The organism is Streptomyces sp. NPDC025784, assembly GCF_055558435.1.
This window is the reverse complement of sequence record NZ_JBVHMN010000013.1, coordinates 252,122-278,320: the sequence shown is the minus strand read 5'-3', so window position 1 is coordinate 278,320 and position 26,199 is coordinate 252,122. Positions and strand designations below refer to the sequence as shown.

At 70.6% G+C, this 26,199-nt stretch carries 23 protein-coding genes and 1 tRNA gene; 10 read left to right on the top strand and 14 right to left on the bottom strand.

Features of this window, described 5'->3' with window-relative positions:
* Positions 1–105: 105 nt before the first annotated feature.
* Positions 106–804: a DUF6817 domain-containing protein gene (locus tag ACZ4IF_RS28310; RefSeq protein ID WP_467567755.1), complete on the top strand. Its 699-nt coding sequence runs from the start codon at positions 106–108 to the stop codon at positions 802–804.
* A 35-nt stretch (positions 805–839) separates the two neighbouring features.
* Positions 840–1,460, top strand: a complete 621-nt coding sequence (locus ACZ4IF_RS28305) for a TetR/AcrR family transcriptional regulator (protein ID WP_467567753.1) — start codon at positions 840–842, stop codon at positions 1,458–1,460.
* Positions 1,461–1,624: 164 nt separating this feature from the next.
* Here ACZ4IF_RS28305 and ACZ4IF_RS28300 read toward each other — a convergent pair whose 3' ends face one another.
* Positions 1,625–2,911 (bottom strand): YbfB/YjiJ family MFS transporter, encoded by a 1,287-nt coding sequence (locus ACZ4IF_RS28300; RefSeq protein ID WP_467567751.1) that lies wholly within the window; start codon positions 2,909–2,911, stop codon positions 1,625–1,627.
* 191 nt (positions 2,912–3,102) lie between these two features.
* A complete protein-coding gene (locus ACZ4IF_RS28295; RefSeq protein WP_467567749.1) occupies positions 3,103–3,405 on the bottom strand; it encodes a muconolactone Delta-isomerase family protein in 303 nt (100 codons plus the stop codon).
* A gap of 167 nt (positions 3,406–3,572) precedes the next feature.
* On the opposite strand from ACZ4IF_RS28295, the gene ACZ4IF_RS28290 reads away from it, so the two are divergent.
* The 3 genes from ACZ4IF_RS28290 to ACZ4IF_RS28280 all read left to right on the top strand — a co-directional run bounded on the left by ACZ4IF_RS28290 (position 3,573) and on the right by ACZ4IF_RS28280 (position 5,976).
* A complete protein-coding gene (locus ACZ4IF_RS28290) occupies positions 3,573–4,496 on the top strand; it encodes a LysR family transcriptional regulator (RefSeq protein ID WP_467567747.1) in 924 nt (307 codons plus the stop codon).
* A gap of 286 nt (positions 4,497–4,782) precedes the next feature.
* Positions 4,783–5,496 carry an SDR family NAD(P)-dependent oxidoreductase gene (locus ACZ4IF_RS28285; RefSeq protein WP_467567745.1) on the top strand — a complete coding sequence of 238 codons (714 nt, stop codon included), beginning with the start codon at positions 4,783–4,785 and terminating at the stop codon, positions 5,494–5,496.
* A 105-nt stretch (positions 5,497–5,601) separates the two neighbouring features.
* Positions 5,602–5,976 carry an SgcJ/EcaC family oxidoreductase gene (locus ACZ4IF_RS28280; protein WP_467567743.1) on the top strand — a complete coding sequence of 125 codons (375 nt, stop codon included), beginning with the start codon at positions 5,602–5,604 and terminating at the stop codon, positions 5,974–5,976.
* A 203-nt stretch (positions 5,977–6,179) separates the two neighbouring features.
* Here ACZ4IF_RS28280 and ACZ4IF_RS28275 read toward each other — a convergent pair.
* The 7 genes from ACZ4IF_RS28275 to ACZ4IF_RS28245 all read right to left on the bottom strand — a co-directional run bounded on the left by ACZ4IF_RS28275 (position 6,180) and on the right by ACZ4IF_RS28245 (position 12,551).
* Positions 6,180–6,248, bottom strand: a tRNA-Ser gene (locus ACZ4IF_RS28275).
* 106 nt (positions 6,249–6,354) lie between these two features.
* Positions 6,355–6,921 carry a GNAT family N-acetyltransferase gene (locus ACZ4IF_RS28270; RefSeq protein ID WP_467567741.1) on the bottom strand — a complete coding sequence of 189 codons (567 nt, stop codon included), beginning with the start codon at positions 6,919–6,921 and terminating at the stop codon, positions 6,355–6,357.
* A 92-nt stretch (positions 6,922–7,013) separates the two neighbouring features.
* Complete coding sequence (locus tag ACZ4IF_RS28265) at positions 7,014–7,850, bottom strand: IS5 family transposase (RefSeq protein ID WP_467567739.1); 837 nt, start codon at positions 7,848–7,850, stop codon at positions 7,014–7,016.
* 40 nt (positions 7,851–7,890) lie between these two features.
* Positions 7,891–8,313: a hypothetical protein gene (locus ACZ4IF_RS28260; protein ID WP_467567737.1), complete on the bottom strand. Its 423-nt coding sequence runs from the start codon at positions 8,311–8,313 to the stop codon at positions 7,891–7,893.
* 3 nt (positions 8,314–8,316) lie between these two features.
* Positions 8,317–9,318 carry a DUF6192 family protein gene (locus ACZ4IF_RS28255; RefSeq protein WP_467567735.1) on the bottom strand — a complete coding sequence of 334 codons (1,002 nt, stop codon included), beginning with the start codon at positions 9,316–9,318 and terminating at the stop codon, positions 8,317–8,319.
* Between the two features lie 622 nt (positions 9,319–9,940).
* Positions 9,941–11,512, bottom strand: a complete 1,572-nt coding sequence (locus ACZ4IF_RS28250; RefSeq protein ID WP_467567733.1) for an MFS transporter — start codon at positions 11,510–11,512, stop codon at positions 9,941–9,943.
* A 400-nt stretch (positions 11,513–11,912) separates the two neighbouring features.
* On the bottom strand, positions 11,913–12,551 hold the full coding sequence (locus tag ACZ4IF_RS28245; protein WP_467567731.1) for a TetR/AcrR family transcriptional regulator: 639 nt from the start codon (positions 12,549–12,551) through the stop codon (positions 11,913–11,915).
* 180 nt (positions 12,552–12,731) lie between these two features.
* Between ACZ4IF_RS28245 and ACZ4IF_RS28240 the strand changes: the two genes are divergently transcribed.
* Together ACZ4IF_RS28240 and ACZ4IF_RS28235 are read left to right on the top strand one after the other, a co-directional pair.
* Positions 12,732–13,310 carry a hypothetical protein gene (locus tag ACZ4IF_RS28240; RefSeq protein ID WP_467567729.1) on the top strand — a complete coding sequence of 193 codons (579 nt, stop codon included), beginning with the start codon at positions 12,732–12,734 and terminating at the stop codon, positions 13,308–13,310.
* 149 nt (positions 13,311–13,459) lie between these two features.
* A complete protein-coding gene (locus ACZ4IF_RS28235) occupies positions 13,460–13,600 on the top strand; it encodes a hypothetical protein (RefSeq protein WP_467567727.1) in 141 nt (46 codons plus the stop codon).
* A 45-nt stretch (positions 13,601–13,645) separates the two neighbouring features.
* Here ACZ4IF_RS28235 and ACZ4IF_RS28230 read toward each other — a convergent pair whose 3' ends face one another.
* On the bottom strand, positions 13,646–15,499 hold the full coding sequence (locus tag ACZ4IF_RS28230) for a serine/threonine-protein kinase (protein ID WP_467567725.1): 1,854 nt from the start codon (positions 15,497–15,499) through the stop codon (positions 13,646–13,648).
* Between the two features lie 109 nt (positions 15,500–15,608).
* Between ACZ4IF_RS28230 and ACZ4IF_RS28225 the strand changes: the two genes are divergently transcribed.
* Together ACZ4IF_RS28225 and ACZ4IF_RS28220 are read left to right on the top strand one after the other, a co-directional pair.
* Positions 15,609–16,205, top strand: a complete 597-nt coding sequence (locus tag ACZ4IF_RS28225; RefSeq protein WP_467567723.1) for a nucleotidyltransferase family protein — start codon at positions 15,609–15,611, stop codon at positions 16,203–16,205.
* A 267-nt stretch (positions 16,206–16,472) separates the two neighbouring features.
* Positions 16,473–16,997 carry a DUF937 domain-containing protein gene (locus tag ACZ4IF_RS28220; RefSeq protein WP_467567721.1) on the top strand — a complete coding sequence of 175 codons (525 nt, stop codon included), beginning with the start codon at positions 16,473–16,475 and terminating at the stop codon, positions 16,995–16,997.
* A gap of 114 nt (positions 16,998–17,111) precedes the next feature.
* Here the strand turns inward: ACZ4IF_RS28220 and ACZ4IF_RS28215 are convergent, their stop codons facing one another.
* Positions 17,112–17,777, bottom strand: a complete 666-nt coding sequence (locus tag ACZ4IF_RS28215; RefSeq protein ID WP_467567719.1) for a hypothetical protein — start codon at positions 17,775–17,777, stop codon at positions 17,112–17,114.
* 780 nt (positions 17,778–18,557) lie between these two features.
* Here ACZ4IF_RS28215 and ACZ4IF_RS28210 point away from each other — a divergent pair.
* Positions 18,558–22,661 (top strand): discoidin domain-containing protein, encoded by a 4,104-nt coding sequence (locus ACZ4IF_RS28210; RefSeq protein WP_467567785.1) that lies wholly within the window; start codon positions 18,558–18,560, stop codon positions 22,659–22,661.
* A gap of 157 nt (positions 22,662–22,818) precedes the next feature.
* Here the strand turns inward: ACZ4IF_RS28210 and ACZ4IF_RS28205 are convergent, their stop codons facing one another.
* From ACZ4IF_RS28205 to ACZ4IF_RS28195, 3 genes are all read right to left on the bottom strand, one after another.
* Positions 22,819–23,379: a CGNR zinc finger domain-containing protein gene (locus tag ACZ4IF_RS28205; RefSeq protein ID WP_467567717.1), complete on the bottom strand. Its 561-nt coding sequence runs from the start codon at positions 23,377–23,379 to the stop codon at positions 22,819–22,821.
* A gap of 115 nt (positions 23,380–23,494) precedes the next feature.
* Positions 23,495–24,343 carry a class I SAM-dependent methyltransferase gene (locus ACZ4IF_RS28200; protein WP_467567715.1) on the bottom strand — a complete coding sequence of 283 codons (849 nt, stop codon included), beginning with the start codon at positions 24,341–24,343 and terminating at the stop codon, positions 23,495–23,497.
* 101 nt (positions 24,344–24,444) lie between these two features.
* Entirely contained in the window at positions 24,445–25,512 is a 1,068-nt protein-coding gene (locus tag ACZ4IF_RS28195; RefSeq protein WP_467567713.1) for an alpha/beta fold hydrolase, read from the bottom strand.
* Between the last annotated feature and the right edge of the window lie 687 nt (positions 25,513–26,199).

Here is a 26,199-nt window from a genome sequence, read left to right as displayed (position 1 = left end):
CCTGCGCGATCTGGCACAACCGCACCATCGGCGCACCCATCACCAGGTCACTGATCGCCTACGACCACTGAGCCACATCGGAACTACTCATCTAGGACTCGTGAGATGACCGACGACGCCGATGCCGCCGACATGACCGATGCCGCCGCCCTGACCCATCACGCCCACACGGCCGCCCACGCCGACACGGCCGACGACACCGACACCGCACCCCGCTGGTCCCGGGCCGAGGCCTTCCTGCGCGCTCACGGGGCCGCCGGGATCCCGCACCCGGGCGGCACCCTGCTGGCGCACCTGTGCCGCGTCCGGGAACTGCTGGCGGAGTGGGGGGCCGACGAGGCGGTCCAGGCGGCGGGCATGTGCCACGCGGCCTACGGGACCGACGGCTTCGACCGGCACCTGCTGCCCGTAGCCGAGCGCGCGACCCTGGCCGAGGTCATCGGCTACCGCGCCGAGGCGCTGGTCCACCTCTACGGGAGCTGTGACCGCGGCACCGTCTACCCCCGGATCGGCCCTGGCCGGCCCGTCGCCTTCCGTGATCGTTTCACCGGTCGCGAGCATGCCGTCGCCGACGTGGATCTGCGCGCTTTCCTGGAGATCACCGCCGCCAACGAGCTCGACGTACTGGCCCACAACGAGGAGCTCGCCGAGCGGTACGGCCCCGCGCTGTACCGGTTGTTCGACGGCGCCGGCGTCTTGCTGTCCAGCGCGGCCCGGGAGGCCTGCGCCCGGCAGCTCGCCCCGTACGGCCCGGCGTCCGGTGCGCGGATCGCCCGGCATGACCCGGGAAACCGACGGAGGTGACGTCGGTTGTAGACGACCGGTCGTACACTGCTCTCATGGGACGCACCAGCGATGCCAGGAACAAGATCCTCGGTGCTGCGCAGACGCTCATCGAGCTGCGCGGCTACTCGGCCCTGGGCGTGGCCGAGATCTGCAAGGCGGCCGGTGTGCCGAAGGGCAGCTTCTACTACTTCTTCGATTCCAAGGAAGCCCTCGCCCTCGCCGTGATCGACGAGCACTGGGCCGCGCAGAAGCAGGCCTGGACGCGCATCCTCGGCAGCGACGCGGAACCGCTGCAACGGCTCCGCACGCTGTTCGAGGAGACGGAAGCCACCCAGCGCGCCGGTCAGCAGAGCTGCGGCACCGTGTCGGGCTGCATGTTCGGGAACCTCACGCTGGAGATGAGCAACCAGACCGAGTCCATCCGGGAACGGCTCCAGGAGATCTTCGAGGCACAGGTCGACATGGTCGAATCGGTCGTCGCCGAGGCTCTCGCCCGCCAGGACGTCACCGTGACCGACACGCGGGAGGCCGCACGAGCGGTGGTGGCCCAGCTGGAGGGCCAGGTCCTGTTCGCCAAGCTCTACAACAGCACCCAGCGGCTCAGCCCCCTGTGGGCGAACTGCCTGGCGCTGCTCGGTGCCGCCGCTCCGCGGGAGGCCGTGGCCGCGGTCTGACACCGGTTGCGCGGCGACCGCGAACGGTCATGCGGTGTGGTGACCGGTGTGGTGACCGCCAACCGGTCAGGCCGTCACGGCACCGCGATTCGGTCACGCGGTGTGGTGACCGCGAAAGGGGCCAGGACGCGGTTCCCTCGCCCGCCGTCCCCGCCCCGGTTCGCTCAGGCACCGCTCCCGTCCGGAGCCGGAACGCGCTCGGCGGTTTCCGAGCGCCCCTCGGACGTGCCCTGCTGCACCACGACCACGTGGTGCGGGAACCCGCTGCGCAGGACGGCCGCCGCCACCGCCGCCGCGAGCACCACGCCGGACGCCAGGAGCAGCGCCTGGTGGTAACCGTGCCGGAGCAGTGGTGCGACGACGAGGGGGCCGAGGATCTGACCGACGGAGTATCCGGCGGTCAGCAGGGCGACGGACCGCGGGAAGCGCAGGTGCGCGCCCGCGGCGAGGGCGAGCGTGCTGATGCCGATGAAGGTCGCCCCGAACAGGACGGCCGAGACCAGAGCGGCCGTCACGCCGTCGAACAGCGCGGGCAGCGCGATGCCGACCGCCTGGATGACGAGCGCGGCGAGCAGCAGGCCGGGACGCGACCAGCGGCGCCCGAGCCAGGCCCACAGCGCCGACGACGGCACGGCGGCCACGCCGACCAGCACCCAGGCGCCGCTGCCGATCCACCCGGGTGAGCCCTGCTCGATCGCGGCGACCAGGAACGTACCGGCGACGATGTAGCCGATGCCTTCCAGGGTGTAGGAGGCGAAGAGGGCGGTGAACCAGCGCCCGGTCCGTGCCCTCGGTTCGCGTTCCCCGGCGGTGGCGGTCTCCGTTGTCGCCGTGGGCGCCGCCGGTGCGGCTTCGGGGCGGAGGTTCCACGCCATGACGGTGAGGAGCGCGGCGAGCGCTGCTGAGGCCCACCACGCGGCCCGCCAGTCGGCGAAGGAGCGTACGCCGAGGACGAGCAGCCCGGACAGCGCGATCCCCGCGCCGACCCCGCCGAACGCCCAGCCGGGCAGATGGGCCGGGTGCTCCCGCAGGTGGCTGAGGAGCGAACTCACCGCGATGACGAAGATCAGCGCGCTGGCCACCCCGGCCGGCAGCCGCAGTGCGATCCACACGGCCGTGCTGTGGGTGGCGGGCATGGCGGCGAGACTGCCGACCAGCACCGCCAGGCTCGCGCGCAGGAGGGCGGGGGAGCGGACCAGGGCGGGACACAGGATGCCGGCGAGTGCGCCGACGAGGTAGCCGATGTAGTTGGCGGTGGCCAGATGAGCGCCCGCGCCCGCGGACAACCCGGCCTGAGCGTGCATCAGCGGGACGATCGGAGTGAAGACGAACCGGCCCACTCCCATGCCCGCGGCGAGTGCCGCGGCGGCTTGGGCGACGTGGCGCCAGGGAGAGTGCGGCGCGGCGCCCTCCTCGGCCGTGGAGGCACGTGAGGGCCGTCGTAGTGGCATGAGAAGTCCTTGGAAAGCGGTGTGGATCACGGACGGTGCCGATCACGGACGGTGCGGAGCACGAGGGGTGCGGATCGTGGACAGGCGCACGGGGCACCGCCGGGTGAGCGTCCGGGGAGGGGATGCCGGCGCCGGGTGACAGGCGGCGCCAGTGGTCCGAGCCCGGTGGTCACGCGCGGCGAGCGGGCGGCTCAGGCGGTGGAGTCGGTCCGGCCCGGGTCGTTGGGGTGGGATTCCAGCGGGGTGATGCCGAAGGTCATCCACGGGCTCAGCGGCAGCGTGCCGAGCACCTTCTCCCGGAGGTCCTCCTCGTCGTCGCCCCGCCAGACGCCGATGCTGCGCAGCTCCCCGACCGGGCGCCACAGCCGTGCCAGATGACCGGTGGCGGCCAGCTCCCGCGCCCGCACGGCTTCGGCGGCGCGCCGCCGGTCGACCTCCTCCTGCGGAGTGCCCTCGGGAACGGTCGTGGTGATCTCGACCAGGAACTCGCGCATGGTCCTTCTCCGTTCGATGAGGCGTCCCGCCGGTGACACGTCCTGCGGTGGCGCAAGCGTGTCGCTCCGCCGTCGGGCATTCATGCCCTCATGGTCCGCCCGCTCCCGGCCGAGCGCCACGACCGGCTGACTCCCTGCTGGTAGGCGCACCCTCCCAGCGACGTAGCATGACCAGCGTGGAACTGCGCCAGCTGCGGTACTTCGTCGCCGTCGCCGAGGAACTGAACTTCGGCCGGGCCGCCGAGCGTCTACTGATCGCCGGCCCCTCCCTGTCCCAGCAGATCAAGGCGCTCGAACGCGACCTCGGTGTACGGCTGTTCGACCGGGACCGCCGCTCGGTGGCCCTCACCCCGGCCGGTTCCGCCCTGCTTCCGCACTCCCGCGCCCTGCTGGAACGCGCCGACGACCTCCAGCTTCGCGCGCGCAGGCTGTCCGGATCGGAACCCGTCCGCCTCGGCTACGTCAACTGGCTTCCGCCGCACCTGACGGCGCGCACCGCCCCCGTGGCCCAAGTGCATGTCGACGCCTGGGTCGCCCCCTCGCACACCCAAGTCGCACGGGTCGCCGACGGCAGTCTGGACGTCGCGGTCTGCTGGGTGCCCACCGGCTCCCTGGAGGAGCGCGGCCTGCGGGCCCGTCTCGTCGGCGCCGACCGGCTGTACGCCGTCGCCGTCGGCGACGCCACGGGTGACGTGGCGGCCCAGGACACCGACGTGCTCCTCGACGACGACGCCACCTCCTGGTCGTCCTGGAACACCTACGCCGAGGCACTGGCCAAGAGCACCGGGGCCCGCGCGGTACGCATCTCCGACGGCGGCATCACCGGACCCGCGTTCTTCGACCATGTCCGCCGCAGCGGCCGACCGGTGATCAACTCGCCCAAGGGGCAGACCAGCCCGCTGCCGTCCGACCTGGTCCGGCGCGCCGTGGTCGGGCCCGAGATCTACTGGACCTGGTCCCTGGTCTGGCGCCGGAACGAGGTCCGTTCCTCCGTCCTGGCCGCCGTCGACGCGCTCTGCGACGGCGTGGGCGACCTCGGCATCCATGCTTCCGGCGCCTGGCTCCCCGACTGCGATCCGTACCGGCAGTAGCGGATCCCTTCCGCGGGGGCCGGGCGGCCGAGGGCTTTTCGGCCCGGGCAGGGACCCCGAAGCCCCCGGGCTCCTTCGACTCATGAGCCGGCGCGTGCCCGCTGACCTGTACTGGGAGCCTGCGCCTACCAACTGAGAGGAATTCGGTCCCGTCCCGGGGCCCGTGCGCCTTTGACGATTGGACCACGACGCCTTACTTTCAAATAGTCGACCGGTCGGCTAGTAGATCGTTCGGCGGTCGTCTCCCACCGGGACGGTCGTTCCAACCATCACGGAGAAGGTCATCATGAGCACTCAGGACCAGAAGGTCGCAGTCATCACCGGCGCCTCGCAGGGCATCGGCGCGGACCTCGTCGCCGCCTACCGCAAGCAGGGCTACGCCGTCGTCGCGACCTCGCGCACCATCGCTCCCGCCGACGACGCGGGCGTTCTGACGGTCCAGGGCGACATTTCCGACCCCGCCACGGCGGAGCGTGTCATCGCCGCGGGCGTCGAGCGGTTCGGCCGTATCGACACGCTCGTCAACAACGCCGGCATCTTCGTCGCCAAGCCCTTCACCGACTACACCCAGGACGACTTCGCCGCCGTGACCGGGGTGAACGTCACCGGCTTCTTCCGCATCACCCAGCTGGCCATCGAGCAGATGCTCGCGCAGGGCGGCGGTCACATCGTCAACGTCACCACCAGCCTGGTCGACAACGCCGACGCCCGCGTCCCGTCCGTGCTGGCCTCGCTGACCAAGGGTGGCCTGCAGTCCGCCACCAAGTCCCTCGCCATCGAGTACGCCACGCGCGGCATCCGCGTCAACGCGGTCGCGCCGGGCACCATCAAGACCCCCATGCACCCCGAGGAGACCCACGAAGTGCTCGCGGGCCTGCACCCGGTCCGCCGGATGGGTGAGTCCAGCGACATCACCGACGCGGTGATGTACCTGCAGAACGCCCCGTTCGTGACGGGCGAGATCCTCCACGTGGACGGCGGAATGAGCGCCGGACACTGACGCGCGGGTCACCCCTTGCGGGGCGTGGGACGGAGTTCCCCTCACGCCCCGCGCGACACGCCGCACCGGCAGATCCCAGCCCGCCCGATCACCAGGAGCACCCTGATGGACACCATGACAGACAACAGCGAAGCGATCCTGCGTGACGTCCTCGACCGGTGGAAGACCGCCGTCGACGCCCACGAACCGCAGCAGGTGGCCGCACAGTTCACCGAGGACGCGATCTTCCAGGGACTGCACCCCTACAGCACCGGCCGACTGGGCGTGGCCGCCTACTACGAGGGGCAGCCCCTCGGCCTGGCGGCCGCCTATCGCATCCTGGAGACCAGACGCCTGTCCGAGGACCTCGTCCTCGGCTACCTGGCCGTCGACTTCTCCTTCACCGACCGCCCCACCCTCGCCGTCAACCTCGGTGTCCTGGTGCGCCGTACGGCCGACGGCTGGCGGATCGCCCACTATCAGGTGTCGCGCCTGGCCTAGTCGGAGCCCAGGTGCGGCATGCGGGGCCGAGCCGTTCCGTGCGGCCGTGGGCGGGCGGCGACTCGAACGCGACACCCTGTGCCCCGACAGGCAGAGCCGCCCGCCGTGTTCCCCCGTGGCGGGCGGCTCGTGCCGTGGACGTGCAGAGATCAGGGTCGGCGGCGGCTGTAGGTGTCCTGGGCCGCTGGACGACACCGGCGAGAAGCCGGTGACGGGATTCGAACCCGCGTTTCCCGCTTTGCAGGCGAAGTAGCCGCAGCCTGCGCACCTGCACGACTCCGACCCTAAGTGCCTGTCTGAGATCCCAGATCGTCGCTGTGGATCTTTTGGCAGGACGAACGAGAGCTTTGGGCGGCTGAGATGAGAGTTCTGTGTAGGTCAGCGCACCGATGGGAGTTCGTGCGTGGCCCAGTAATCGGCGGCGGTGATGCCCAGTAGCACCACGTCGTGATAGGTGCCGGCAAAGAATTCGTGCTGCCGTAGCCGCCCCTCTTCAACGAAGCCCAGACGGTGGTAGAGAGCGAGGGAAGCCTCGTTGAATGCGTAGACTTCCACCTCACATTTGTTGCATCGCTGCTCGGCGAACATGTAGGTGAGGATCAGCTCAGTGGCTTCAGCCGCGTAGCCCTTGCGGCGGTGATCACGGGTGATCTCGATGCCGGTCTTGAATCGTCCTGCACGGCTGTCGGTTTCTCCGATGGTCACGGAGCCTGCGAACGCACGATCGGTCAGCGTCTCGATGACCAGCCGGAAGGCTTCTCCCCCTGGTGGGCGCCCAGCACGCTCAGCAGTCCAGGCACGAAAGCTCTCTTCTGAGCGAGGAGGGTCGACCAGGTCAGCGTTGCGGACATCGACCGTGTGCTTGGCCAGATCGCGGAACCTCTCCCAGTCTTCCGGCTCGACACCTCGCAGACGTACCTTTTCGCCGGTCCACATGTCGCTCATGGTGTCCACCAATCGTCAGTGCAGGCGCTGTCAGCCGTGCGCATCAAAAGGCAGATGATATCGACTGCATTCAAAACTGCCGGAGCTGGCAGTCATGCCTTCTTCGTCCACTTGGCCTGGGGGCCTTTGCTGGTGAGTCTGCGCGTCATGAGGGTGATGAGTGCCCAGGTCAGGTGGGCTTCGGAGTGTTGGGGAAGCCGTGCGTAGTCGCGGACGTTGCGCCGGGCTTTCATGATCCAGCCCAGGGTGCGTTCGACTTTCCAGCGGCGAGGCAGGACGACGAAGCCCTTCGCCCCGCGGGGACGGGAGACGGTCCGGAGTGTCATGCTCAGGAAGTCGTCGGACCAGTTGATGAGCTGACCGGCGTAGGCGGAGTCGGCCCAGACCTGCGTGATCTGCGGTTGCATCACGCGCAGGCGCCAGAGCAGCTCGCGGGCCGCGTCGCGGTCGGTCGTGTCGGCGGGTGTCACCGTGATCATCACTGGGAGTCCGAGGGTGTCGACCGCGATGTGTCTCTTGCGTCCGTTGATCTTCTTCCCGGCGTCGAAGCCGCGGGTGGCTTTGGAGACGGTCTCGGCTCCCTTGACGGACTGCGAGTCGACGATCAGGGTGACTGGCCAGGGGCATCGTCCCTGGCCAGTACGTATTCGCTGTCGCAGCTGGTCGCGCAGGAAGGCGACGACGCCGGCCCGGTGCCAGCGGGCGAAGTGGTAATAGACGGTCTGCCAGGGCGGGTAGTCGGCGGGCAGGGCCCGCCATTTGACGCCGTTGTCGACGAGGTAGCGGATGGCGTCGACGATCTCGCGGCGGTGCCATTTTTCCGGCCGGCCACCGGTCTTGCTCTGGCAGGCCGGGAGGGGTAGCAGGGGTTCGAGCAGCGCCCATTCGGCGACCGTGGTGTCGGATGGGTAGCGGCGTCGGCGGGACATCAGAGGCATGGCCGGGGCTCGGGATTCGTTCGGGTTCGGCCTATTTGGTGAGCTGGGCCAGGGTCGCGCGGACGCCGGTGAGCTGGGCGGATGCCAGCTGGGCCCATTCGTCGTCGGGGTAGCGGACCAGGTGCGGGTCGAGCGTCCCCGTGATCAGTCGCGTGAGCCTGCCCAGGATGGTGCGGAACTGCTTCTTCTCGTACTCGATCCAGTCGGCGGGCTCGTCGGAGAACAGGTAGCCGTCCCTGCGGCGCCAGATTATCGGGGTGAGGTGCTCGGCGGCGCCGACATCGCGCAGGTGGCGGACCCCGCGGGCGACCTGGGACGGGGTGAGGCGGGTGGCGGCGACCAGCTGTCCGGTGTGCAGGCCGGATGGTCGGGCCTCCATCAGGGCGACGCGGACCAGGTCGCCATAGTGCTCGCTCAGCGGCCGGGCCTGTGAACTGCGGCGGCGGGCAGCCATGGCTCAGTCGCCTTTGAGGAGCTGTGCGAGCTGCTCGTCCAGGCTGAAGTGTCCGGTGTCGATCGCGGCTTCCAGCCAGTTCGCGGCGCCGCGGACCTTCGCGATCCCGCGGCGGATCGTCTCACGCTCGTCGTCGGTGAACTCCTGGTCCCGCATCCGCGGGACGAGCCGTCCCAGGGTGGCGACGTACTGGTGGCAGGAGCCGACCAGGTCCAAATATTCGAGGGTGTGCTCGATCCTGCGGACCGCCGGGACGCGGTCGCGGATCCTCTCCCGAGACTCTTCGCTGTTGTCGAACTGAGCCCGGTTGACCGTGAAGCGGGTGTCGTCATTGCGCATGGCCTGTCGTGCGACGCGGGGCCGTTGCAGCAGCTCGGAGGTGACGTGCGTGGCCACCTCGTCATCCCGGGTCAGATCCCTCACCACCCTCACCCGGTCGGCGGCCGGCAGCGCAGCCGCGGTCTCCGGCCTGCTCAGCAGACTGGCCGTAACCTTCACGGCGACCTCGTCGTCGCGGGTCAGATCCCTCACCGCCCGGACCTTCTCCTCGACCGTCACCGGCCGGTCGACCTGCTGCCCGACCAGGCGTTTCGCCCCGTCCGTGGTCCACTGTTTCTTGTTGGCCCGAGGGTTGAACGGGGCGTCCTCTATGGCGATCCACCGTTCGGCCTCGTCCAGGATCGACGCAAGGATCTTGTGGACGGTGAACGACACCCCGTCCTTGCGCCTGCCGGTCGGCCAGCGCGACGCGGTCCACCGCCAGTCCATCACCGTGGCCAGAGCTACCCCGATGTCGTCGGCGAACATCTGCAGCGACTCCTCGACCGTGAACAGCTCCTCGGTGCCCTTGGCCACCGAGCCGCCCACCGGCCTCATCGGCTCGATCTCCACAGCCTTGTCCCCGAGTGCGAACTGGGCCTTCGTAACCTGCGCGACCAGTTCCCTCGCTTCGGCCACCAACTGTTCGTAACGCGTCCGTGAGACGTTCCCGACCCGCTCCGACATGCCGCATCCACCCTCTTCATCCCGGGCAGGGCCAGCCACCGGACAGCGGCCGCGCGACAACACATCAGCCCAGGTCACGACCAGAGTGGAGCCCTGGTTTTCCCAGCGGCAGGCTCGAAGTGGGGGCGCGCGAGGCGCGAAGACGAGGCCGTTTGACCCTCTGCGAACCTGTGGTCCTGCCGGGGCAGCGTTCGGCTATGGCGTCACCGTGACGGAATCCCGTGACGCCTTCTCTCTCCAGGCCCGCGTGCGGCACCGAGAAGAACAGAACACCGCCGACCGCCGATGTTCCACCCCCACCGTCCATTCCCGGCCGCAGACCGGACACACCGCCTCGTCCCCACACGGCATCGCCGCCACCCGCCGACGGGCCTGTTCCAACACCCGCCACCGCCGTGACCTGCACCTACCCGAACAGAACACCGCTGACGCCGACTTCGTCGGCGACAGCGGCACGCCACACTCCCGGCAATACCTTCGAACCACCTCATCAGACGCCATACCGCTCAGCATCCTGATCACCGGAACGTAGGACCAGGGATCTCAGACAGGCACTAACGGCAGTGATCGTGCGGGTGCAGCTGGTTTTCGCGAGGCCGCGCGGCCCCGGCGACGGGGGTGTTCAGCCGACGTCGGCAGGCTGCGGGATGCGCGCCCCGCTCACCTCGTCCTCGGCCTCGTCCACCGGTTCGCCCGGTTCCGCACCGGCTCGGCCCAGGAGCAGGGCGACCGCGACGGCGGCGACCCCGGCCGCGAAGGCCGCGCCCAGCAGGGCCAGTTGCATTCCGTCCATGAAGGCCGTGCGCGCATGGTCGGCCACCGGTCCACCGATGGCGCTCGCCGCGGCCAGCGACGAGCGGGCGATGTCGGTGACGTGCTCGGGAGCGCCCGGCAGGCTCAGGTGACTGCGGTACGCGGCGCTGAGCAGGCTGCCCAGGACGGCGATGCCCAGGGCCCCGCCCAGTTCCCGGGACAGGTCGTTCATCGCCGAGCCGACGTTCTGCAGCGAGCGCGGCAGGGCGTCCGTGATGGCCGTGGTGGCCGGAGTCATCGCGAGACCCATGCCCATGCCGAGCGGCACCAGGCCCGCCGCGATCAGCCAGTACGAACTGGTGGTCTCCAGCCGGGACAGCACGCCCATGGCCAGGGCCACGGCCACCAGACCCGTCACCCACGGACCCCGCGCGCCGAAGCGTGCGACCAGCTTCGGCGTCAGCCGCGACACCGGAATCATCGCCAGCGCCATGGGGAGCATGGTGACCGCCGCCATCAACGCGCTGTCGGAACGCACCAGTTGCAGGTACTGCATCATCACGAAGATGAAGCCGAAGAAGACGAAGAACTGCAGCATGATCGACAAGGACCCGGCGGCGAAGCGGCGGTTGCGGAACAGCCGCGGGTCCAGGAGAGGATGACGGCGGCGCAGTTCGACGAGGACGAAACCGGCGAGGACCAGCAGGCCCGCCGCGATGCCCGTCAGGGTGACCGGATCGCCCCAACCGCGGGTCGGCGCCTCGATGACCGAGTAGACCAACGCCACCAGGCCCACCATGGCCAGCAGCGCGCCGACGACGTCCAGCCGGGGCTGGTCCGAGTCGGCGGACTCGGGGACGAAGAGCACGGTGCCCGTCAACGCCGCGGCGGCCAGAACCACGTTGAGCAGGAACACCGAGCGCCACGACCACGCCTCCAGGAGCGATCCCGTGGCGAAGATGCCGACGATCGCGGCGGCACCGGCCACCGCCGCCCACACGCTCACCGCCCGAGCCCGCTGGGCGCGCGGGAACGTCCCGGTGATGGTGGACAACGTGGCCGGCATGACCATGGCCGCGCCCACGCCCAGCACACCGCGCAGGGCGATCAGCGCGTCGGGGTCCGTGGTGCAGGCAGCCGCCACCGAACCGCCCCCGAACAGGGCCAGTCCCGCGATCAGGGCCTTGCGGCGGCCGAACCGGTCGCCCAACGCGCCGGCCGGGAGCAGCAGCGCCGCGAAGACGAGACTGTAGGCGTCGATGATCCACGACAACTGGGTCTGGCTCGCGTGCGTTTCACGCGCCAGGTCGGGCAGGGCGACATTGAGCGACGCCATGGCCGCGACCACCGTGCCGAGCGCGAGGCACGTGATCGCGAGGACCAGATTGTGGCGTACGGCCCGGGCGGGCGCCGTGGCGGGAACGACTTGGGGTGTGGGCATCGAAGGCATCTCTTCCTGGCGACGACCCGGGGTGGGTCGGCTGTGTGTGCCCCCAAGGGTGGGAACCGCGCACAGGTCATTTCCATGGCGATGAATTAACCGCACCGACCGTTGCCTGCCGTCCATGCGGCACCACCTGGGCGAAACGGGATATGACCTGCGCAGAAGCCGACCTTTCGACAGGGGTCGTCGAGCAGTGCCGGGGGATTGGCGATCGGTGATGAATTTCCGTCCAGGTCTTCGTGAGCCGGACCGAGCGGGCGCGCCGGGCCGGACGGGAGGACCGAGAGGCCGGACCGGGCAGGCCGAAAGGCCGGCACCGGATGGTCCCGGACCGAGCAGGCCGAGCGGATCCCGGCCGGGCGGACGGAGGTTGGCCGCGCCGAAGGCGCGGGGCCCATCAGCCGGACGCGGACCTGGACCGCGCCGGTCCTCGGTGACTGCTCCCGGCCGAGAGGGCCATCCGCAGTTGCGGACCGAAGACACGCACCAACGCGTCGGGGCTCATCGACGCGACGGGCTCCAGCCGGAGCATGTACCGGGCGGTGATCAGCCCCGCCATGACGGTCGAGAAGGCCCCGGCCCGCCGCAGCCGGTTCGGCCCCGTGAGCCGGGCGGCGATGCGGTCGATGACCTCGCGGCCCAGCATCTCCTTGAGCAGGTCCGCGAACGTGTCATCGGCGGCGGCGTTCTTGAACGTGGCCAGCAGGATCGGTCCGGAGACCGGGTCGTCCCACACGTGCAGCATGTGACGCAGGGCGCGCTCGGGGAAGGTGGCCGGGTCGCCCTCTTCCAGAAGGCGGTTCACCAGGTCGGCGGGGTTGGCCGGCAGTGCCAGCACCGCGCCGAACAGGCCCTTCTTGGAACCGAAGTAGTAGCTGATCAGGGCGAGATCGACATCCGCGTCGGCCGCGATGTCCCGCATGCTTGCCTCGTCGTACCCCTGGGTGAGGAACCGTCGTCGTGCGGCTTCGAGGATCTGCGCGCGGGTGTCGGGCTTGCCGGGCCGGCGCCCGCGACGGGGCGCGGTGTTCGTCACCGTACGCAGTGTAGGGCGCGCCATGGCGCGCGACCTGCGGGCGTGAGCCCGGGAAGCCGGACGTCGTCGGTGCGCGAACGACCGGGGGTCGCGCCGCCGACGGCGCGACGGACCACCTCGTCGCCGCACATGAGTACGAGAACTCATGACGTCACGTGTGACCCGGGGGAGGATCGGGCCATGACGAAGATCAGGACGACGGCGGTGCGCTCGGGGATGCTGCCGGTGGCGGTGCTGGCCCTACTGGTGGCGGGATGCGGATGGCAGCGGCCGGGCGACACCACCGGCGCGGGTGCGCCCTCACGGACCCCTGCGGCGAGCCCGAGCAAGCCCGCCGACTTCCCCTGCCCCGGTGAGAGCCCGACCCCGACACCGACGCCCAGTGCGTCGACCTCGGGCCCGGCCGTGCCGCCCACCGATCACTACGCCGAGAACCACGGCTTCATGGTCCCCATCCCGCTGCACGGCGAGCGCCGCTGCGAAGGACTCGCCGCCGTCGGCCGTGTCGAGGACGCGCTCGAACCGCTGCGCAGGCGCGGTGACTTCGACCCGGCGAACACCCGCAGCGCACTCACCGCCCTCGGCTACTCCGCGGGGAACGTGCAGTCGTACCAGAACGGCTCCACCGGCGTCGGTTTCCTCATCGACGCCTCCCCGCTGTGCGTGGAGGGCACGATGAACCTCGAGTCCACCGAGGCGGACGCCTTCGCCGGCTACCCCGACCACACCGGCTGCGACCGGCCCAGCGGCGGCCACTGAGCCCGGACGGTCCGAGCGTGCGATCCGGCCGTGACCCCTGGTGATGGCGGTGACGCAGAAGGCACCACTGGCGTCCGCCTTCGGCGACAACGTGACCGCGCCGGCCTGGCGCGCGAACGAGCTGGTACCAGGTCTCCACCACCGACCGCATGATCCACGCCGACAACGAACGCCGCATGGCGGAGCGCATGAACCCGCGCCGGACCATCGAACTGGACGCCGGTCACGCGTCGTTGGCCTCCCCGCCGGGCCCGGTCCCCGACCTCACCGCAGAGGCCGCGGGCGCCTGACCGCCGCCGTGCGAGCGGCGCGCCGGGCGAGGGCTTCGCCGCGGGTCACCCGGACCGGGCCGCGCCGCGCCACACCGTCACGTCCAAGGTGGCGTACGTCGTCCCGGAGGAGCCCCGGTAGGTCACCAGGCCCACATGCCCCGTGCCGCTGACGACGCACATCTGCCGGCCCACCGCGAGGTCCTTCACCCACAGGTAGGACCGGTAGCCGGTCGCAGCCCGGCACGCGTCCAGGCTTCCCTGCCGTCCCGCCGGCAGCAGGGCCAGGGAGCTGCCGGAGGTGGTGCCGGGGGCGAGGACGGCGCCCGAGGAGTACACGGCGTACGTGAGGTCCTCGTCGGAGCTTCCGGTGTCCGCCTTGGCCCGTACCGGAGTGTCCGCCAGATACAGATCGTGGCTCGCCGTCATCCGGATCCCCGCGTAGGCCACCGGGGCGGGTGCTTTCGGCGCCGTCGGCCCGGTGGACGCGGTGATCGCGGGAGCGGAGGTCACGGCCCGGGTGGGTGCCGTCGGGCCCGAAGGAGCCGAGGGCAGCCGGGACTTGGTGGGTGTGGGCCGCGCCGACGCCCCCGTGGATGGGGAGTCGGACGCCGAGGGTGACGCCTTCTCGGCCGCCGCCGACTGCGAAGCGGCCGCCTGCGCCCGGTCGTCGCTCCCGTGGTCGTCCCCCGGGACCAGCAGCAGCGCGGCGGTCGCCCCGCACGCGACGAGGACGACGCCGACCGCCGACAGCATCCAGGCCCGGGCCTTGCGGCTCCTGCCGCTCGTGGCCACCGAAGAGGTCCGCGCGGCGGCGGGCTCCTGGGCGAGCGGTCCGGGCGGCGGAGGACCGAATCCGGCCGGGACCGCCTGGTGCCCCATCACGAAGGGCGCGGGCGACACGGCATGGGACGGGGAGGTGGGTGAGTAGGCGATCGCCGGCCCGAAGACACCAGGGCCGTGAGAGGCCGGAGTCGATCCCGCGCGTGCCTTGTCCGCGCCTTCGGTCCGTGCGGCGATCCCGGCCGCCAACTCGCCCGGCAGCCATGCCCCGGACGTCGGACGGGCGTCGTCACCGCGGCTCGCCCGGATCGTCTGGACGGAACGGATGACCTCCTCGACGGACGGCCGCTCGGCGGCAGGCTTGCGAAGGCAGCGTGCGGTCAATTCCTTCATGTCCGCAGGGACTCGGCTGAGGTCGGGCTCCTCGTGCACCACGCGATAGAGCACCGCGTGCGGATCGCCGTCCCCGAAGGCGGCACCGCCCGTCGCCGCGAACACAGCGGTCTGGCCCAGCGCGAACACGTCGGCCGACGCGGCGGCCTCCGCACCGAGCACCTGCTCCGGCGCCATGTACGCGACCGTGCCGAGAGCGGTGCCGCTCTGCGTCACGGAGGTGGCGTCCGCGGCCCGCGCGACACCGAAGTCGATGACACGCGGCCCGTCCGAGGCGAGCAGCACGTTGGACGGCTTGAGATCCCGGTGCACGATGCCCTCGCGGTGCACCGCCTGGAGGGCCTCGGCCACCCCGGCGATCAGCCGCAGCACGGTGTCCACGGGCAACGGGCCGTGGACGCGCACCGCTTCGGCGAGGGAGGGCCCTGGTACGTAGGCGGTCGCGCACCACGGCATGGACGCCTCGGTGTCGCTGTCCACCACCGGAGCCGTGTAGAGGCCGTGCACCCGGCTCGCCGCCGCCACCTCGGCACGGAAGCGCAGCCGGAACTCCGGGTTCTCGGCCAGCTCCGGCCGGATCACCTTGACCGCGACGGCGCGTCCGCCGGGTGTGTGCGAGAGAAAGACACGGCCCATGCCGCCGGACCCGAGTCGCGCCACCAGCACATAGCTGCCGACGACGTGCGGATCACCGTCCTCCAGCGGCTGGAGACTCCCCTCGTCCGCCCCTCCGTCGCTCAACACGCCCCACTCCGCCCCGAGATCTGTTGTGGCCCCCCCCATTGGATCACGGTGCCTTACGGATCTTCATGCGGCCGTGACGGTCCGGAAGCGATCGTGGTAGGCAGGGCGGATGCTTGGCCGACTTCCTCTCGATGAGCAACTCGACGGCCTGCGGGCCGCGCTCTCCCGTAACGAGATCCTGACGGACGTGATGACCAGGGCGGCGACGCTGGAGCTGCCGGGCTGGTACGTGACGGCGGGGTGCCTGTTCCAGACGGTGTGGAACGTGGTCACCGACAGAGACCCCACCCACGGCATCCGTGACTACGACCTCTTCTACTTCGACGACGGCGACCTCTCCTGGGAGGCGGAGGATGCCGTGATCGCAGCGGGTCGGACAGTGTTCGCCGGTCTCCCGGCCGAGGTGGAGATCCGGAACGAGGCCCGCGTGCACCTCTGGTACGAGCAGAAGTTCGGGGTGCCCTGCCCGCCGCACGAGTCCACCGAAGCCGCGATCGACAGCTTCGCGTCGACCACGTGCTGTCTGGGCGTCCGTCTGGAACCGGGCGGAGACTGGCGCGTCTACGCACCGCACGGGCTCTCCGACGTGTTCGGCCTCGTCCTTCGGCCCAACCCGGCCCTCGCTCCGCGGGAGGTCTACGAGGCCAAGGCGGCACGTTGGAAGGACGCGTGGCCGGAGCTCACCGTCCTGCCGTGGCCGCACTGACCGCTCGCCTTCGACACGGCACGTGGAACGGGCAGGCAGCGCAGGACCGATGGCCGTACAGCCCCGCTGTTCAGCGTGCGCGGAATCCCGGGCGGAGTCGGCCGGGACGCGGTGCCCGTCACGGCGAGGCTCCGGGTGGCCCGGAACAGTACCGGTCACCCGGGCCCACCGGGACCTTCGCACGGCCCTGCGGCCGTTCCGGGCGCAGGCCGGCGGCGAAGAACGCTCGACATGCCGCCCGAACTGCATCGACGTAGCGTTCCAGGCATGAGCGAACCTTCACTCCAGGACGACGTCCTGCAAGAGCTCGGCGATGACAAGGTGCAGGAGATCGCACAGCTGCTCGGGACCGACGCCGACGGTGCCCAGGCCGCTGTCGGGACCGCCGTCGACGCCGCGGCCGGCGAACTCCGGGAGCGGGCCGACGGCGAGGACGCCGGAGAGGTCCGCGAGGCCCTGGCCGGTCTCGCCGAGCCCGGCCAGGAGCCGCTGCGAGGAGTGGCGGCCCTCGGCGGCCTCGGCGGTCTTCTCGGCGGCGGAATGATGGCCGGGGTGCTGTCCAAGCTGAGCAGACCGATCGCCACGAGCGTGGCCAAGAAGACCGGCATCCCGGTGGCCACCGTCACCCGGGCCCTCGAGGTGATGATCCCGGCCCTTGTGACGGTCCTCGCCAAACGCGCGTCCGCCAAGCGCGCCGGAGCCGGTTCCCCCGCGTCCGGAGCCCAGCCCGCGGGTGGCGACCTCGGCGACCTGCTCGGTTCGATCCTCGGAGGCGGCAAGAAGCAGCAGTGACCCGCCTGCGCGCACACCCGGCGCCGTACGTGTCGGCGGCCACTTCGCGCTGAACCGGGCCGAGACCGCCACCTCGGTCGTCGAGGCGCGCCCGGACGAGGCGGCGGTGCCGCTTCAGCCCTCCGTCTCCGGTGTGCCCGCGTCCGGGACCGTGGCCTGCTGCCCCTTCCCCTCGGTGAACGTGTACATCACCGACCTCTCCTGCTTGTGCCGCTGGATGCGGCCCTTGGCGACGAGCGCCTCCAGGGTGTTGCGCACGACCTGCGGCGTCGGTGTGCGGTCGGTGTGCTTGCGCAGCAGTTCCTCGCGCAGCTCCTTCGCCGGCCGGGGCTCGTCGTGCGTGTGCAGCAGGCCCAGCAGGACTTCTCCGAGGGACTGGTGTGGCTGCGCCTTGGTGACGGCCTTGGCCGTCTTCTTCTTCGGTCGGGGAGTGGCGGCCTGGGACCGGCCGGGGCGCTTGGGCGCCTTCTCGGGCGGCGCGGGAGCGGCGTCGGCCTCGGGGATCTCGACATCCTGGCCGAGCGCCTCCGGCGCCTCGGCCGCGGGAGCGGGTTCGTCCTGCGGCTCGGCCACGGCAGCGGGTTCGTCCTTCGCCTGCTGCGGCACCCGGACGTCGAAACGTTCCGCGACCTTCAGGATGTCCAGCAGGAGTGTCTCCTCCTGTTTCAACACCTCAAGGGCATCGATCAGTTCACGCTGTCGGCGGCGGTTCTCCTCCAGGTCCGACGCGGCTTGTTCCTCGTACCGCGTTCGGAGCGTGGCGGCTGACTGGCTGGACACAACCGTTCACTCCCTCACATTCGGGTGACGTTGCGCATCGTACCCACGCGGATGACATGTGCCGCAGTGTTCGACGCACACGATGCCCATGGACTTCGGCGACAGGGGCCGCCGCAGCTGTACCGGTGCCCCGGTCCGGGGCCTCGTGGCGACCCCGGACCGTCCAACGGGCAGGAGCTGTCGGGGACATGAGGGTGCCGGCGGTACGGAGCGGGTCCTGCAGGGTGTGCAGGCAGCACACGTGTGCACATCCGTGCAGGTGGGACGACGTGTCGTCGCACACGGAGCGATGGTGGAGCAGATCGGCAAGGCACATGTGCGGTGCATCGGCAGTCCGCCGGTACGAGCGCCCACTCCCTCGTCGAGTCCCGGGACTTGGGCACGGCGCGCCACCGGCCGACCCGACATGCGTGCCCATGCCTTCGAGGCGGTGATCGGAACCCCGAGTGAGCGGAGCCGAGTTGACGGACGGCCCGTCCTCACCGGCCGGAAACGGATCGAGAGGTCGAGCGACCGGGGACGCGGCCGTCCGGGAGGGCGGCCCCCGGTGTACGACAGCCGCCACCGCGTCCTGCCGGCGACCGCGTACGGCCACCGCGGTCCGCCCGGCCGGGGTTGCGTCGTCCGCACCTCCCGGCGCCCGGACCGCGATCCGCAGCCCGAAGCCTTGACAGGAACGGTCACCCCGTCACAGCCTATGGCAACGTTGTCATGCCGTCGGGGTCGCGCCGCACCGAGCCGCTCGCCCCCGGTACCGTCTTGTGATTGGACGTCTCCTTCATGGCCGATCAGGCGAGTCCGTCGCGCCCTCCTTCCCGGCGCTCCGTCGTCACCACCGGCACGACGCTGCTGGCCGGGTTCGGGCTGGGCGCGGTGTTTCCCACCGCCGGCGCCGCCGCCGAGCGCACCGGCGCCGGGACCGAACCAGCGACCGCGAGCGCGACTCCGGGGGAGATCGCCGCGTTCCGCCCCGTCGAGGTCTCCTCGCAGGCCTACGCCTCCGCCGCGGCCGAGTTCGTGGTGGACGGCGTTCCCGCGAAGGGTGTGCGCGGCACCGGCTGGAGGGCCGGATCGGGCGATCCCCAGTGGATCTCGGTCGACCTCCAGGCGGACTGCGAGGTCAGCTGGATCCGGCTGACGTTCGAGGCCGACGGTGCCGACCCCGTCTTCACCCCGCCGTCGAGCGGGAACTGGGCGCAGGGCACCACCGGCAAGGAGATCCTGTCGAGTTACGCGACCGAGTTCGTCGTGGAGACGTCCCGGGACGGTGTCTCCTGGTCCAGCGTGTACCGCACCACGGCGGGCACCGGGGGAGTGGTGAACATCCACCCCGCCCGTCCGGTGACCGCCCGCTGGGTGCGCATGACGGCCCGCAAGCGGTCCAACCCCAACCCGCTGGGCCTCAACGGCTTCGAGGTGTACGGCACGGCCCGTGGACACCGCCCGGACGCCACGGGTTGGACGGACTGGGGCACCCACCACTCCAAGGCACCGAAGCTGGCCGTCGCCGACGACGGGACCGTGCCGCTGGAGTCGGGCTGGACCCTGACCATGGACGACTGGGCCGACGGTACGGGCAAGGAACTCTCGGCGAGGGGCGTGGACACCAGTGGTTGGCTGCCCGCCACCGTCCCCGGCACGGTCCTCGGCTCGCTCGTGGAACAGGGCAAGCTGCCCGATCCCGTCGAGGGTCTGAACAATCTGCACGTCCCGGAGGCGCTGTCCCGCCACTCCTGGTGGTACAAGCGGGACTTCGAGCTCCCGCGCGGCCTGCGCACCGGTGCCGGACGGCACGTGTGGCTGGAGTTCGACGGCATCAACCACAAGGCCGAGATCTGGCTCAACGGGCGCAGCGTGGGCGACCTGACCTTCCCCTTCGCCCGATCCGCCCACGACGTCACCTCCCACCTCGCCGACGCCGACGACGGCCGGCACGCCCTCGCGGTGAAGATCACGCCGATGCCGGTGCCCGGCAGCCCCGGCGACAAGGGCCCCGCGGGTGAGGCCTGGGTGGATGCCGGCGCGAACCAGATGAACCTGAACTCGCCCACGTACCTGGCCTCTTCGGGCTGGGACTGGATGCCCGCCGTCCGTGACCGCGGCGCGGGCATCTGGAACCACGTGAGGCTGCGTTCGACCGGACACGTCGTGATCGGCGACCCGCGTGTGGACACCGTCCTGCCGAAGCTGCCCGACCTGTCGGTCGCCGAGCTGACCGTCACCGTCCCGGTCCGCAACGCCGACTCCGCCGACCACCGGGCCACCGTCTCGGCCTCGTTCGGCTCGGTGCGGGTGTCCAGGACGGTCACCGTCCCGGCAGGGAAAGACATCGTTGTCACGTTCACCCCCGATGCCTTCGAGCGCCTGCGGGTCCGCAATCCCGAACTGTGGTGGCCGAACGGCATGGGCAGCCCCCGCCTGCACGACCTGACGCTCGTCGCCGAGGTCGACGGCACCGAGAGCGACCGGCGCTCCACCCGCTTCGGCATACGGCAGTTCGGCTACGAGTACGACATCCCGCTGCCCTTCGTCGCCTCGGGCGACGCGTACACGCAGTCCGTGGACGTCGCGGCGCAGCAGGCCCGGCACATCAGGATCAAGTGCCTGACCCGGGCCACCGACTGGGGCAGCTCGCTGTGGACCGTGTCCGTGTTCGACGGCGCGCGTCCGGGCATCGACCTCGCCCTGCACGCCCAGGCCGACGCGTCGAGCGTCGACGAGGACGGCCACGGCGCGGGCAACGTCACCGACGGGGACCCCGCGACCCGCTGGTCCTCGGCCTACCAGGACGGCGAATGGATCAGCGTGGACCTCGGTTCCGTGCAGTCCTTCGACCGCGTGGACCTCGTCTGGGAGCAGGCGTACGCGCTGACCTACGTCGTCCAGGTGTCCCAGGACGGCAAGCAGTGGACGGACGCGAAGGCCATGGACAACACCGCGGTGCCGCTGCCCTTCAGCAGCGGTGACGCGAGCCTGCGCGTGGAGGACTTCGAGGCGAGAACCGCCCGCTTCGTGAGAATCGACTGCGGTGTGCGCAACACCAGTTGGGGCAACTCGCTGTGGTCCCTCGCCGTCGTCGACAGCTCGGCACCGGGCACCGATCTCGCCCTGCGCCGGTCCACCACCGCCTCCACGGAGGAGTCCGACCACCCCGCCACGCACGCCACCGACGGCAACCCGGGCACCCGCTGGTCCTCCGCCTACGAGGACCACCAGTGGATCCAGGTCGACCTGGGCTCCGCCCGGCGCTTCGACCGGGTGGCCGTCCTCTGGGAGCAGGCCTACCCGAAGACGTACACCATCCAGGTCTCCGACGACGGCGACGACTGGACCGATGTGAAGACGGTGTCCAACACCCCCGATCCGCTCAAGATCAGCGTCAACGGGGTCCGAGTGCTGGTCCGCGGCGGCAACTGGGGCTGGGACGAACTCCTGCGCCGCATGCCCGCAGACCGGATGGACGCGGCGGTGCGCATGCACCGCGACATGAACTTCACGATGATCCGGAACTGGGTGGGCAGCTGCAACCGCGAGGAGTTCTACGCGGCCTGCGACGAGCACGGCATCCTGGTGTGGAACGACTTCCCCAACGCGTGGGGCATGGACCCGCCGGACCACGACGCCTTCAACTCCCTCGCGCGGGACACCGTCCTGCGGTACCGCATCCATCCGTCCGTGGCGGTGTGGTGCGGCGCCAACGAGGGCAATCCGCCGGCCGCGATCGACAAGGCCATGCGTGAGGCCGTGGAACAGCAGGTGCCCGGCATCCTGTACCAGAACAACTCCGCGGGCGGCATCGTGACCGGTGGCGGCCCCTACGGGTGGGTCGAGCCGGAGCGGTACTTCGATGCGGGCACCTACGGCAGCAAGGACTTCGGTTTCCACACCGAGATCGGGATGCCCGTCGTCTCCACGGCCGCCAGCATGCGCAACCTCGTGGGCGACGAACCGGAGTGGCCGATCCGGGGTGCCTGGTATTACCACGACTGGAGCGAGCGCGGGAATCAGGCTCCGCAGAACTACAAGGCCGCCATCGAGAGCCGGCTGGGTACGGCGGGCGACCTCGACGACTTCACGCGCAAGGCACAGTTCGTCAACTACGAGAACATGCGCGCCATGTTCGAGGCGTGGAACGCGAACCTGTGGGACAACGCGAGCGGTCTGATGCTGTGGATGTCCCATCCCGCCTGGCACAGCACCGTGTGGCAGACCTACGACTACGACTTCGACGTCAACGGCACCTATTACGGGGCCCGTTCGGCCTGCGAGCCCCTGCACGTGCAGGCCGACCCGGTGAACTGGCAGGTCCTGGCGGTCAATCACACGCCCGAAGCCCTCAAGGGCGCGACGGTCACGGCACAGACGTACGACCTCTCGGGTCGTCCGCTCGGGAAGGCCAGGAGCACCCAGGTCGACGTGAAGGCCGCGTCCACGGCGAAGGCCTTCACGGTGGAGATGTCGGAGGACCTGCCCGAGCTGCATCTGCTGCGTCTGACGCTGCGGGACGGCGCGGGCGAGGTGGTGTCCCGCAACACCTACTGGCGCTACCGCACTCCGGGGGCGATGAAGTCGCTCAACGCGGTCGACCGGGTCCGGCTGTCGGCCTCCGTCACCGGTGTGTCCGGTACCGGGGACCGCAGGAAGCTGACCGCCACGATCCGCAATCGCGGCTCCGCCGTCGCGGCGATGGTCCGGCTCTCCCTGCTGGACGACAAGGGCGGCGCCCGGGTCCTGCCGACGCTGTACGAGGACAACTATCTGTGGCTGCTGCCCGGCGAGAGCCGCACGATCACCGTGTCCTGGCCCGCCGAGGCACTGGCCTCGGGCCGGCCGGCCCTGCGGGTGGAGGGCTACAACGCACATCCCGTCACGGCCCGGCCGTGAGATGACCGCTCGCCGCCCCGGCCGTCCGCACGGCCGGGGCGGCCGTGCGGACGGGATGACCCCGACGGAAGGCCCGCCGAGGCGGAGCGCGGTGGCCGGATCAGTGGGCGGCCGCCTGGACGGTGAGCGGCGGCCGGATCAGTGGGCGAAGGTCGGATCAGTGGGCGAAGGCCGGAGCGCTCTTCTTGCGGGCGCGGTAGGCAGCCGCCTTGATCTTGTTTCCGCAGGACTCCATGTCGCACCACTGTCGGCGCGTGCCGCGGGAGCGGTCGATGTAGATGCGGGTGCACTCCGGGTTGCCGCACTCCTTGAGCAGCGGTACGTCCGGGCCGCTGAGCAGCTCGATCGCCTGGCGCGCGACCGTGGACAACGCTTGCTCCGGTGTCGCCTCGGTCCACCGTCCGGACGGTGTGAGCTGCGGTGTTGCCGGGGGCTTGCGGGCCGCGCCGTTCAGGACGGCCAGCGCCTGGACGTTGTAGTCCTCACCGAGCCGGCGGGCGGTGATCAGCTCGTAGAGGGCCTCCCGCACCGTCGTCGCCTGCTCGACGTCGGACTCGTCGCAGGGGGACACCGCGTCGACGATCCCCGACTCCAGGTACCAGGCGTCCAGCCTGTCCGGTGACGCGAACATCTCGAACCTGACCGACCTGCGCGCGCGCAGGGTCGCGGCGAAGTCGAGGGCGGGATTGCCGCATACGAAAGCATGAGTCAGGTTCACATCACCATTTTGACAGGTGACAAGTGGGGCTGCAAGGTTCGTCACTCGCCGAAGCGGTGTCCGTTCGGTGCCGACACCGGTGAGGCATGGTCGTCGAGCGAGAGCGGGAACGGTCTCAGGGCCCGGTGGGTGGCCTCCGCCAGACGAAGACCTCGGTGCTGGGCGGGCGCTCGGAGAACCGGCCGGCCGCGGAGGCGTCGCGCAGGATGCGGCGCAGATCTTTCTCGAAGGCCGCGCGGCGCGTGCCGAACAGGTGGGGCGCCGACGACGACATCGAGTACACCCAGGCGATGACGTCGTCCTCGCCGCGTTCCAGCGCTCGTCCGGCGGGCACGACATGTCGCTCGGGTCCGAGGAAGCCGGCCCGGCGGAACACCTCGGCCTCGCCCCCGGGAGTCCCGTGCGGCAGCACCCCGCGGCCGGCCCGCCGCACCGGCCCCAGGTACTCCTTGACCAGCGCGTCCATCGCGGCGTAGGGCACGGCCGGATGCGGCAGACCGGCGACGCCGGGAGCGTCGGTCTTGAGGTCCGAGATGTGCACCAGCGCCCCGCCGGGAGACAGCATGGTCATCATGGTCGCCGCGACCAGGTCGCGGTCCATCCAGTGGAAGGACTGGCCGAAGACGGCGACGTCGAAGCCGCCGAGGCCCGCCGGAAGATCCTCCGCCCGGGCCCGCACCCACCGGGTCTTCCCACCGACTCCCGCCTCGGTGGCCCGGCGCCCCGCTTCGGCGATCATCCCGTCGTCCGGGTCCACGCCGACCACCTCGCGGAACACGTGGGCGAAGGTCAGGGCCAGGATGCCCGGCCCGCATCCCACGTCGATCAGGCGTCCACCCGCGTCGAGACCCAGGGTCTGTGCCAGCACCTCCGCCAGTCCAGGGGCGTAGGGCAGTCTGCCGCGCCGGTAGTAGGCGGCGGATCCCGAGAACAGGGTCTCGTCCCACTCCCAGCCGTCGATCACTGCGGCTCCCGCCCTTCACGAGGCTTTCTCTCCGTCGGAAGGGCCCATGCTTCCACGGTTCGGCCGGCCGCGGGGCTTCCGGCCGCGCCCCCGAGGTCACCTCAGAAGTGGTCGACCTCGACGACGGCCTCGGCGAACGCCGCCGGAGCCTCCTGAGGCAGGTTGTGGCCGATGCCCTTCAGGGTGCGGTGGTCGTACTTGCCGGTGAACCTGTCCCGGTACGTGGAGCCGTCGCCGGGCGCCGTGAAGGGGTCGCGTTCGGCGTCGAGGGTGATGGTGGGCACCGTGATGACCGGGCGCGCGGCCAGCTGCTTCTCGTAGCGGTCGTAGCGACGCTCGCCGTCGGCGAGGCTCAGCCGCCAGCGGTAGTTGTGCAGCACGATGGGCGTGTAGTCGGGGTTCTCGAAGGCCGCCGCGGTGCGCTCGAAGGTGGCGTCGTCGAAGTCCCAGGTCGGCGAGACGGTGTCCCAGACGAGCCGCGCCAGGTCGTGACGCTTCGTCTTGTCCTCCATGGCGATCCGGCCGCGCTCCGTGGCGAAGTAGTACTGGTACCACCAGGCGTACTCGGCTTTGGGGGGCAGGGGCTGCAGGTTGGCCTTCAGATTCGTGATGAGGTAGCCGCTCACCGAGACCAGGGCCTTGCAGCGCTCGGGCCAGAGGGCCGCGATGATGTCGGCGGTCCGCGAGCCCCAGTCGAAGCCGGCGAGCACGGCCTTGTGGATCTTCAGGGCGTCCATCAGCGCGATGATGTCGAGCGCGATCGCCGACTGCTGGGCGTTGCGGAACGTCCGGGAGGAAAGGAACCGGGTCGTGCCGTGGCCGCGAAGGTAGGGCACGATCACGCGGTAGCCCTCCGCCGCCAGCAGCGGTGCGACGTCGACGAAGCTGTGGATGTCGTAGGGCCAGCCGTGCAGACAGATGACCACGGGTCCGTGTGCGGGGCCCAGCTCCGCGTAGCCGACGTCCAGCAGCCCGGCCTTGATCTGCTTCACCGAGGCGAAGGACGTGTGGCCTCCGGGAACGCCCGCGGTCCCGGTCCGTGCCGGAGCCGAGTCCCGAGTCCGGTGGGCGGCGGAGGCGGTCGGGAGGCCGTGCAGACCGGTCACCGCAACGGCAGTCGCGCCCGTGCCCAGCCCCAGGGCCTTGCCGAAGGTGCGCCTGTTGATCATGTGAAATCCCTCCGTGCCTAATCCATTGTCCTGATATGCCCGACGTGGGCGATCCGGCCGGACGATCGCGTGCGGCACTGCCCCGGATCGACGTCCAGGTGACCCTCGCATGGCGATCGTAACCAGTCAAGCTGGTGACGTTGGTCTGGGAGGTGAGCGATGGCGGCTCTTCCGTGTAGATGGGCTCGCAGGTTCGTCCCTGTATGAGCAGGAATGCCCCGTCGGATGACGATCACTCGCGGTCGTCGCGCCTGTTGATGACGTCACCTGCTTGACGAGTGATTATCGGTGTGTGAGGATCGTCGGCACATGATGAGTGGTGACTTCGGAAAGGTGCAGTCACATGAAGTTCGCGCAGGGCCTCGTGGCCGTGTTCGCCGTGGTCGTCATCTCGGTCGGCTGCTTCACCCAGGTCTTCTGACGGGACTCCGGGCGGCCTTCGCCGGGCACCTGTGGGCGGCGCGCGCATCCTCGTGCGGGGTGTGTGCACCGCCCACGCGTGTTTCCGGCGTGGGGCGGCAGGTCCTTTCCTCGCCTCTTCCGGTCGCGGCGTCACCTGTTCGACGGGCATACGACGGCGAGGCGCGGGGGTAACCGGGGATACGCGCCCCCCCCGCGGGGGCGCAAAACCCCCCCGGACCCGCCGGGGGGCCCACACGCCCCGAGGCACCAGCCCAAACGCGTGTT

Coding starts and splice junctions, on each gene's coding strand:
- ACZ4IF_RS28310 (WP_467567755.1), top strand. CDS start 106: ATGACCGACGACGCCGATGCCGCCGACATGACCGATGCCGCCGCCCTG.
- ACZ4IF_RS28305 (WP_467567753.1), top strand. CDS start 840: ATGGGACGCACCAGCGATGCCAGGAACAAGATCCTCGGTGCTGCGCAG.
- ACZ4IF_RS28300 (WP_467567751.1), bottom strand. CDS start 2,911: ATGCCACTACGACGGCCCTCACGTGCCTCCACGGCCGAGGAGGGCGCC.
- ACZ4IF_RS28295 (WP_467567749.1), bottom strand. CDS start 3,405: ATGCGCGAGTTCCTGGTCGAGATCACCACGACCGTTCCCGAGGGCACT.
- ACZ4IF_RS28290 (WP_467567747.1), top strand. CDS start 3,573: ATGACCAGCGTGGAACTGCGCCAGCTGCGGTACTTCGTCGCCGTCGCC.
- ACZ4IF_RS28285 (WP_467567745.1), top strand. CDS start 4,783: ATGAGCACTCAGGACCAGAAGGTCGCAGTCATCACCGGCGCCTCGCAG.
- ACZ4IF_RS28280 (WP_467567743.1), top strand. CDS start 5,602: ATGGACACCATGACAGACAACAGCGAAGCGATCCTGCGTGACGTCCTC.
- ACZ4IF_RS28270 (WP_467567741.1), bottom strand. CDS start 6,921: ATGAGCGACATGTGGACCGGCGAAAAGGTACGTCTGCGAGGTGTCGAG.
- ACZ4IF_RS28265 (WP_467567739.1), bottom strand. CDS start 7,850: ATGTCCCGCCGACGCCGCTACCCATCCGACACCACGGTCGCCGAATGG.
- ACZ4IF_RS28260 (WP_467567737.1), bottom strand. CDS start 8,313: ATGGCTGCCCGCCGCCGCAGTTCACAGGCCCGGCCGCTGAGCGAGCAC.
- ACZ4IF_RS28255 (WP_467567735.1), bottom strand. CDS start 9,318: ATGTCGGAGCGGGTCGGGAACGTCTCACGGACGCGTTACGAACAGTTG.
- ACZ4IF_RS28250 (WP_467567733.1), bottom strand. CDS start 11,512: ATGCCCACACCCCAAGTCGTTCCCGCCACGGCGCCCGCCCGGGCCGTA.
- ACZ4IF_RS28240 (WP_467567729.1), top strand. CDS start 12,732: ATGACGAAGATCAGGACGACGGCGGTGCGCTCGGGGATGCTGCCGGTG.
- ACZ4IF_RS28235 (WP_467567727.1), top strand. CDS start 13,460: ATGATCCACGCCGACAACGAACGCCGCATGGCGGAGCGCATGAACCCG.
- ACZ4IF_RS28225 (WP_467567723.1), top strand. CDS start 15,609: ATGCTTGGCCGACTTCCTCTCGATGAGCAACTCGACGGCCTGCGGGCC.
- ACZ4IF_RS28220 (WP_467567721.1), top strand. CDS start 16,473: ATGAGCGAACCTTCACTCCAGGACGACGTCCTGCAAGAGCTCGGCGAT.
- ACZ4IF_RS28210 (WP_467567785.1), top strand. CDS start 18,558: ATGGCCGATCAGGCGAGTCCGTCGCGCCCTCCTTCCCGGCGCTCCGTC.
- ACZ4IF_RS28195 (WP_467567713.1), bottom strand. CDS start 25,512: ATGATCAACAGGCGCACCTTCGGCAAGGCCCTGGGGCTGGGCACGGGC.